We start from the raw sequence: 9044 nt of genomic DNA, 5'->3' as shown, positions 1-9044 counted from the left end.
CGAATACTAATCGGTCGAGGGCTTATCCTAAAACAACCCACAAAGTGAAGCGTAGGCTTCGCGGAGAATTCCGATTACTTTGCGGGGGCCCCGGTGTGAAACCGGAAAACTTAAGGAATTCAAACTTTCGCATCCAGTTTTCAAGGCGCAAGCTTTGAACAAGTTTTAAACATGCGCGTATGGCGGAATTGGCAGACGCACCAGACTTAGGATCTGGCGGGCGACCGTGGGGGTTCAAGTCCCTCTACGCGCACCAACCTTACAAATGACTAAACTCGATCTTAACGGATCGAGTTTTTTTTCGTTATGCGGCTTAATTAACTGTGCTGTTTACGGTAATCATTAGGAGTCTTCCCGAATTCCTTTCTGAACACATAGGAGTAGTAACTAGCGCTTTGAAACCCGCAAGATAAAGCGACCTCACTGATGGATCTGCCAGTCCCCACCAGCAACTCACAGCTTTTCTTCAGACGGTAATTTGTAAGGTACTCATTTGGCGCTTGTCCAATATGTTCTCCAAACAGGTTGCAGCAGCGAGATCTGCTTACGGAACCCGAAGATGCTATATCATCAAGCGTGATCTTATTTTCATAATTCGCATGAATAAATGAGGTCATCATCCAAATATATGACCAAGCGTGATCAATCTTTATTTTATGATTTCTCGCTTTGATATGACCGCCTGTCGCTGCACATAACGATACAGCTAGCGATAGCAATAGAAGAGGGTTGCGGCTCTGGCTGTGCATTTCGGCGTATAGCCGATCTATGCTGGTAAGAACCTCATTTTGCCAAGAACAATCCTCTTTAAGGACCATATAATCCTCCGTGTTATCTCCAAACTTCTCTTCCCAATATTCTGTCCCAATCCAGCTCTCGTTCCCAATTAACGAAGGATGAATACATACCACGAAGTAAGTGCAATCTGACATATCGGAAGAATATCCGTAATGGAGCCGTTTGCTATTGACGAATATCCCTTGCCCTTTTTCTAACAGAACGGTCTCTCCTTGTACGTAAAAGCTCATATACCCGTCTAAAACAGAGATAAATTCAAGATCGGAGTGCCAATGGCAAGCTGCTTCGAGTTTATCGAACTGAATTAAGGTCCCTTTCGCGACTCTGAGTTTAAGATTCGCTAAATTGTAGTCAACCTGTTCAGAAAGATCAGAAAAGACGTCTAGCTGCAATGAATAGTCCTCCCAAGAAAAATACGATTTTGATATTATTATACGCGATTTTTATGGTAATCCAATGAAATTTGTACTATTTTTAAATAGTAATTCATTTGGGGAGAAGGTTTGTCATGTGGCGTAAGAATTTCAATCAGCAGTTGATTCGTTTGGTGATACCAATTGCTTTGCAGAATCTCATTTCTGCTTTGGCTGTAACCGTAGATGTCGTCATGTTGGGTTTTATCAATCAATCTGCGATGTCTGCCGTTTCGCTAGCGGGTCAGGTAACGTTTGTGCTAACGTTATTTTATATGGGTCTCGCTGCAGGCGTAGGGATCTTAACCGCACAATATTGGGGCAAAAAAGATGTACAAACGATTGAACGCATCTTAAGTATTGGATGCTTGTATTCTTTGGCCGTTTCCGTCTTGTTCTTTGGGATATCCGTATTCATACCCGATGTGCTGATGAGCTTATTTACAGTTGACGGGGAACTGATTCGCTACGGCTCCAAATTCCTGCAGATCCTTTCTTTTTCCTACTTGGTAGGCGGCATCTCACAGATGTATTTCAGTGTTGTAAGAAGTATGGAGAATGCGCGTTTGAGTGCTTGGATAAGTTCCGTGTGCCTCGTTCTCAATATTGTTCTTAATGCTATTTGTATTTTTATTCTGTATCCAAACGATCCCGATAAAGCTATAATTGCAGTTGCGTTATCGACCGTGGTAGCTCGTATTATCGAATTTGGCTGCTGTATCGCTCACTCCGTTAAGGGTAAGGGGGGAATTAAGTTCAAATTTAGAAGGCGTGATACAATACAACGAAAGCTGCAAAAAGATTATTTGAAATATACTTTCCCAATTCAAGGGAATTATATGGTATGGGGATGTGCGATTACGGCAACAGCCGCGATATTTGGCCATATCAACGCAGACATGGTAGCTGCGAACTCTGTAGCTAGCGTTGTTAAGAATTTAATGATCGTCTTATGCGGAGGCATTGCAAGCGGGGGTTCCGTTCTAATCGGAAAATATTTGGGCAACGGCCAGATAGAGATGGCTAAGAATGCTGGAAATGTGATAACATTCTATTCTATTGTATTTGGCGTCTTGGCAGGCATTATGACGTTAATCGTTAAACCATTCGTTGTTCAAGTCGTAAGTTTAGATGCTGAAGCGCAACATTATTTAAGCGGGATGTTATTTATTTGTGCTTACTACTGTATCCCAAAATCAATTAACTCCGTAACGATCGGAGGGATATTTGTTGCGGGAGGTGATTCCAAGTTTGGATTCTGGTGTGATTTGATCGTTATGTGGGGCATCATTTTGCCTTTGGGTTATTTAAGCGCCTTTGTATGGCAGCTCCCGCCGATAGCCGTGTTCGCCATTATCTGTTTAGACGAAGTGATAAAGGCACCGATTGCCCTCATTCGTTATCGTCAATCCAAATGGCTAAATAATATTACACGAGATTTTTCTGCAGCAAGATAATCAGTTACTGCTCACAAAACAACTAACATGAGGTGCGAAAAATGAACATTAAAGAACAACTTCACAACGGTAGTTTATATTTGCCTGGAAATGAGGAGCTGGCCAAAGAGCAAACTCTGTGTCTGGATCGTCTATATGATTTCAACCGGACGCGGCCAACCGAATACGAAAAAAGAGTAGCAATGATGAAAGAAATGTTTGCCGAGATCGGCGAGAATTGTTATATTGAACCGCCGTTCCATTCCAATTGGGGCGGTAAGCATGTACATTTCGGCAAAAACATTTATGCGAACTTTAATTTGACGCTGGTTGATGATACCCACATCTATGTTGGAGATTACACCATGTTTGGACCAAACGTTACCGTGGCAACGGCCGGTCATCCGATCCAGCCAGAACTACGGCAACAGGCGTATCAATTTAATGCTCCCGTTACAATCGGGAAAAATTGCTGGATTGGCGCGGGAGCGGTTTTGCTGCCAGGCGTTACGATTGGTGATAACACGGTTATCGGCGCAGGAAGCATCGTGACAAAAGATCTTCCATCGAACGTAATCGCAGTCGGAAATCCATGCAAGGTGCTGCGGGAAGTTTCCGATCATGACAAAGAGTATTATTTCAAAGATCGGAAAATTGATTACTCTGATTTGGGTTAATAATTAGCCATTCCATGAACTGAACCATCACTGAAGCGGCCGAGGGGCGACCACCCTGAGGCCGCTTTATTATTGGGCTGATTGCCTACAACGAACCAAACTGATTGAATATGTCCAAACTGCTTATTCAGCGAAAAGACGATAAAACGGCGTTTTCTCCCGTAGATGGGGTTCGGTTTACCATGTCATGATTCGATTACGGTTTGTACGGTAGCAGTTGAAATCGCTTTCAAGTTCACGGACCGAAATTAATTGAATCGAGGGAGTTCATATGAGACAAATCACTAGAACCCGCGCAGCTTCCATCTGCAGCTTGAGTTTGCTTGCCGCGTTGACGGCCGCTTGCGGGAACGACAACAACCATTCGTCCAATAATTCAGAGTCCCCATCCGCATCCGCATCAACAAATGCATCCTCGCCTGCGGCGAGCGAACAATCGAAAGATCCCGTAACGATATCGCTTACCGAGCCGGACCTTGGACGGGTATGGAAAGACGATAACGCGGCGACGAAAGAGTTGGAAACGAGAACGAACGTTAACCTGAAGGTGACCATGTATCCAAACAATGATTTCAATAGCAAATATACGGTCCTTGCCGCCTCCGGCGACATTCCGGATCTTAGCCGTCTTGGCGGCTTCGACTATCAGAACTATGCGGATCAAGGACTGTTTATGGATCTGACGGATTTAATCGATAAGTACGGTCCGAATCTGAAGCAGAACATTCCCGCGGATCTGTGGGATCTGACGAAATACAAAGGCAAACAATTCGTCATTCCATACGAGAACGTCGCAGGTAAAGAGGTCCCGGTCGTGCGGAAGGACTGGCTCGATAAACTGCAGTTAAAGGCGCCTACGAACCTGGATGAATTCGAAGCCATGTTGAAAGCGTTTACGTTTAACGACCCGGACGGCAATGGGAAGAACGACACGTACGGCATGGGGATTACGAACTCTTACAGCGAGACATTTATGCCGATCTTCGGCGCTTATGGAATCGCTCCCGGCTTGTTCGGCGGCAGCACGCCGATGGCTAGCTACGTCAAAGACAATACGATCGTTCCTGTTGCGGTATCCCCAGAGTACAAAGCGGCCCTTGAGTACATTAAGAAGCTGTGGGACGAAAAAGTCGTTGACCCTGAGTTGTTCACGATTAAGTCGGACCAAGCGTTGCAAAAAGTGGCTCAAGGCAAGATTGGTTACTTTAACGCCTGGTGGTCGATCGCTCCTCAGCAGCTGACTCAACAGTTGAAGATGAACGAGATCGTACCGGAAGCGAAGTGGGATCCGATACTGCCCGGCTTGACGGGACCAGATGGCAAGAGCGGCATGTACTCCTTCGGCAACGTTGGTGCCGGCATGGCGATATCCGCGAAGTCGAAACATCCGGAAGAAGCTATTCAGTTCCTCGATTATCTGTCCACGCAAGAAGGTTGGGAGCTGGCGCGGTTGGGCGTAAAAGGCACGCATTATACGGAGTGGACTGCGCCAAGAACGGATGAAGGGCAGAAGGCATACGACGAGAAGTGGCTTGATCCGCTCAGCCAAATCGTTTCCCGCGTAGATCTAGTGCAAAAACTCGGAGAAGCAACAAAGGATCCGGTGGAAATTGAGAACAACCGCTTTATTAATGCAGCTTCGAGCTACACGCTGTACCAGGACGTTTTCTACGGCGTACCGCTCACGGATGAGCACAAAACTTACGGCGCTGACGTAGCGAAGTTTGAAGAGGAAATGTTCATTAAGTTCGTCACCGGCAAAGAGTCGCTCGACAAGTGGGACGACTACGTCGAGGCTTGGAAGAAAAAGGGCGGCAAGTCGGTTCTGGATTCCAAAGTTGCGAAGTACAACGAGTTGAAGGGAACGCAAATGGTTTCCGGCGTATAAGACCATCACAACACGGATGCCGGGATATCGCTTAAGATGCCCGGTATTTCGTGTTAAATAAGGGAGAGTTCGATCGTGAGAAAACGTATGTCGTTCCTCGTACTTGTGCTTTGGATCGCATCGCAATTCTTGCTAGCGCTTCCGATTCAGGCTTCCTCTGATTCCGTATTACCCGACTTGCCAGCCATTACGATCGAAGGGGAACAGTATACTTCGGTCAACCAGACAACGGTGCCAAAGAGCGAGAGGGATTCGTTAAGGGGCAACAGCACGGAACTAAGCAATAACGATTTTCTGTTCTTCAAAAGTTTGGCGGGGGCTTCGATTCCCGAGAGCGGGTACATCGCGGACTACGAGTTCAACGTATCCGTTCCGGGAACGTACGGACTGGACATCGTGGCTTCGCCAATTAGCATGGGCCATGTTTCGCCATATCAAATCAAGATTAACGATGGTGAATACTACGACGTTAATGCTTCTGCTGCCACCCAAACGGGTCAACTATCATCGCCGGCCAATTTGTTCTACAAATATAAGCTGCTTCCGGTGACGCTCCACGAAGGAACGAACAAAATTTCTTTCCGGATTCAAAGCGGTAGGCAACAGGATGGGCGACTATACTTCTTCTTGGATGCCATGCAGCTTACAAAACTGCCTTGGGGATTGCATGGCATAAGCGCCGATGCGCCAAATCTTTTGTTCCAAGAGAGCGACGACAAGCAGGTTACGATTGATTTCACGGATGACTCAAGCCAAGGACATAACCTTTACTACCAAGTCGAAGACTACTTCGGTACCGTTGTCGCACAGAATCGCGTTGCCTTCACCGAAAACGTCCCTTCTTATACTTTCACTTTGCCGCAGCTGCAACGCGGCCACTATACGATTACCGCGGAAGCGGACGAGAACGGTCAACCGATTCAACAATACTTATCGGTCGTTATGGATCATTCCGAGCGCCGAACGGTTCAAGATTCACCCTTCGCGGTAGATGCTGCCGGCGGGTCCTTATTTCCTGCCGCGGATGCGCCGGACTATGCTCGAGCAATCTGGTTGACGGGCGTCGATTACGTCCGCGAGCGGATGCATTGGAACTCGATCAGCAGCGCTCCGGGTACTACGGATTTCAGTAAGTACGATCCCTACAACGAAGCATACGCAAATTACGGCATCCGTGTGCTGGAGCTTAACCATATTGCGCCGACATGGGCCAAGGACGCGGGTAAAAACTTGCCTCGAAATTTGCTGGACGCGTACGAATTGGCCAAATCTTCCGTCTCGCATTACGGAAGCCAATCGGATTGGGAGTTCTGGAACGAGCCGGACATCGGCTATACGGCTGAAAGCGAACCGGCCGACCAATATGCCGCCTTCCTGAAGGCGACGACCATCGCCGCAAGAGATGCAGGCGTGCCCACGCAAGTCGCGCTGGCCGGCATCGCTTATCCGCCGGGAAATTACGTGGAACAGCTTATGCAGAATGATATTGCCGATTATATCGATATTTATAACTTTCACGGTCATCGCAACGACAACGAAAACACTAAAATTTTAGATACGCCTCCAACCTTTGCCGTTAACGCCGAAATGATCAAAGGGTATGGATTGGACGGGAAACCGATCTATGTCACCGAATCCGGTATTTCGCTGAAGTTCAATAACGGGGACCAAACGTTGACGAAAGAGCAGCTTCAGACACAGGCCAGATACTTGGCGACGTCGACAATTGAATCCATCGCGATGGGAGTCGACAAACATTTCTGGTTCGTATTCCCTTATTATCTGGAGAACGGCATGTCGTGGGGAAGCTTCTCCTCGCAAGGAACGCCTTACGCCTCGATTAACGCGGAAGCCGCTATGACAAACGCGTTGGGCGAAGCCGTCTATTTGGGTCAGCTGCATAATATACCCGAGGGCGTGAAGAGCTACGCGTTCAAGGACGGAACGGATAGCATAGTCGCCTATTGGAGCGAGAACGATACTTCTCTGACCTTGCATGCGGGAAAAGGCAATGCGCTCTTGACCGACATTATGGGCAGGGAGCAGCAAGTCGCTTCTTCTTCCGGAGATTATGATTTGATGTCGGGGCCGGACATTCACTATTTGCGCATATCGGGCAATTGGCCAGGTTTGTCTAACCCTGCATATGCCGTACCTACGCCTCATGCGCCCGCGCTCGATGCGGCGGAGCGGGTGGTGCTTGTACAAAGGTATCCGGAGTCTGCCGCGGTAAAAGCCAAGACAAACGGGTATTCGCTAGATAAGCTAGCGAATACGGAAGTTAACCTGGATGTTTACAACTTCAACGCTGCTCCGATGAGCGGAACGATTACGGGCACCACATACGGCGGCTGGAATTTATCTGATCCGTCTCAAGAGGTGACGATTGCTCCTTACTCCATGGAGACCTTAACGTTTAGCTTGACCGGCAGCGATGCCGTGGCTGCTGACGTAAAGTTCCCGGTTGTTTTCCAAGGAGCATTTGATGGTCATTCGACCTCCAAGTCGATAACAATGATTGCTTCAAATGAGAACAAGATCGTCGAGCCAAACGTGTTGGTGCCGGCATATGACGATCCTGCTCAATGGGCAACGAATCTGTCTGCCGGCTCGAGCAGTACGATGACTACGCCTTCGCCGGGAGAAATTCAATTTAACTACAACTTCGGCAGTGGGGATAAGTGGACGTATCCGCGGTTTACGTTGCCGCCTGGCGTAACCTTTGCCGATTCGGAAGGGATTACGTTTGACGTTTATTTTGATGCCCCGGTGGACGGCGTCGTGATTCGGAGCTTTATGTACGAGAACAACGGAGCGGAATATTTCACTTCCGCGGGTATTGTTCCGACGGGTGGATGGCAATCTGTGAAGATCCCTTGGTCGGACTTCGCGACCTTTGGCACTCCGGACGACAACTTCCATCTTGATCCGGATCAGATTAATAAGTTCAGCATTGGCATCAACTCCAGAACGGCGACTCAGGTGTCCTATAAAGTAAGAAATTTAGGCGTATACGTGCAGCCTGATTCTGGGATGTACAGCAAAATCGCCAATATCGCACCGGCTCCAAGCGATGAAGTAACGGCAGGAACGGTAACGATCTCAGCCGAGCTTGTGCAAGGAGAGATACCGATTGACACGGGTACCGTTCAAGTATTGGTAGACGGCGCACCGGTCACGCATCAAATAAGCGGTCAGACCGTTACGGCAACCGCGCAGCTTACTTCCGGTGATCATGCGTTATTGGTGAAGGGGTTTGATGTGAACGGAAGGCTGGTCTCGGCTCAGTCGAACGTTACCGTCATAACAGCGACAGAGCCTGAACCAGCTAAATCAGCCAACGATATCATCACCGAAACAATCGCTTACATCAGTAATTATTTAGTAGCGAACGGCCGTAATCCGCTCATCTCCAAGTTGGAAAATGTTAGTGATTCTTTAAGCAAGGGAAACAGCAAGGCCGCGATTAATCAACTGAACGCATTCGCGAATAGCACGGAAGCGCAAAGAGGCAAGAAGTTGACGCAAGAGCAAGCGGATTATTTGATATGCCAAGCCACAGCGATCAAGAACACGATTCGGCTGGAGTAAGACAGGGGCGAGACGAGGTTCGAACAAAGTATGGACAATGGGGACCGCTCAGGTGGTCCCTTGTTCTTTCAATACACCAAATCAATTCTTTTTATCCAATCCGCTTAATCAGCGAAAAGGCTAGAGATCCGCGCTTTCTCCGCTAGCTCGATCCCAGATCGGGTGGGATGATACGAATGCGGCTAAAGACGACTAATATAGAAATCGCTTACAACAAAAAACTCTGAAGGAGTGGATGGAA

Annotated in this window: 5 protein-coding genes and 1 tRNA gene; 5 read left to right on the top strand and 1 reads right to left on the bottom strand. The window is 47.8% G+C overall.

The genetic code is table 11. The features are described 5' to 3' along the window. The first annotated feature begins 173 nt into the window (after nt 1-173). Nucleotides 174-256: transfer RNA gene (locus tag QQK89_RS26800), tRNA-Leu, on the top strand. Nucleotides 257-317: 61 nt separating this feature from the next. Here the strand turns inward: QQK89_RS26800 and QQK89_RS26795 are convergent. Next, nucleotides 318-1190 carry an AraC family transcriptional regulator gene (locus tag QQK89_RS26795; RefSeq protein WP_284241837.1) on the bottom strand — a complete coding sequence of 291 codons (873 nt, stop codon included), beginning with the start codon at nt 1188-1190 and terminating at the stop codon, nt 318-320. Nucleotides 1191-1306: 116 nt separating this feature from the next. On the opposite strand from QQK89_RS26795, the gene QQK89_RS26790 reads away from it, so the two are divergent. From QQK89_RS26790 to QQK89_RS26775, 4 genes are all read left to right on the top strand, one after another. After that, complete coding sequence (locus QQK89_RS26790; RefSeq protein WP_284241836.1) at nt 1307-2668, top strand: MATE family efflux transporter; 1362 nt, start codon at nt 1307-1309, stop codon at nt 2666-2668. A gap of 41 nt (nt 2669-2709) precedes the next feature. After that, a complete protein-coding gene (locus QQK89_RS26785) occupies nt 2710-3324 on the top strand; it encodes a sugar O-acetyltransferase (protein WP_284241834.1) in 615 nt (204 codons plus the stop codon). A 271-nt stretch (nt 3325-3595) separates the two neighbouring features. Continuing rightward, nucleotides 3596-5212, top strand: coding sequence for an extracellular solute-binding protein (locus QQK89_RS26780; protein WP_284241833.1), 1617 nt, complete (start codon nt 3596-3598; stop codon nt 5210-5212). A gap of 75 nt (nt 5213-5287) precedes the next feature. Beyond that, entirely contained in the window at nt 5288-8803 is a 3516-nt protein-coding gene (locus QQK89_RS26775; RefSeq protein WP_284241832.1) for a hypothetical protein, read from the top strand. The last annotated feature ends 241 nt before the right edge of the window (nt 8804-9044 follow it).

The sequence above is a fragment of the Paenibacillus glycanilyticus genome, assembly GCF_030161375.1.
Lineage (GTDB): Bacteria > Bacillota > Bacilli > Paenibacillales > Paenibacillaceae > Pristimantibacillus > Pristimantibacillus glycanilyticus_B.
This window is presented reverse-complemented; position numbering and strand designations above follow the sequence as displayed.